Source organism: Acidovorax sp. Root217 (assembly GCF_001428645.1).
GTDB lineage: Bacteria > Pseudomonadota > Gammaproteobacteria > Burkholderiales > Burkholderiaceae_C > Acidovorax.
In genome coordinates, this window is sequence record NZ_LMIH01000007.1 from 3,304 (window position 1) to 3,535 (window position 232).

The window sequence follows — 232 nt, forward strand, 5'->3', positions numbered from 1 at the left end:
ATCAGAAGGGGGTGGGAGCGGGTCCCACCCGGGCCATTGCTTCGCTCGGCCCGGTGCGCCATCGCTGCGCTCGGCATGAGCACAGCGGTTGCGCTCAACCCATCGGCAGCGCGCCGCGCGAACCGACCCCAGGCGCAGCTGCGCAGCAGCAGCCGTCCGTGACCCCGCTCCCACCCCTTCTGGCTGCGCCGAGAAGCGCAGGGGCTGGGGTGGGTGCGTGTGCCGAAGGACA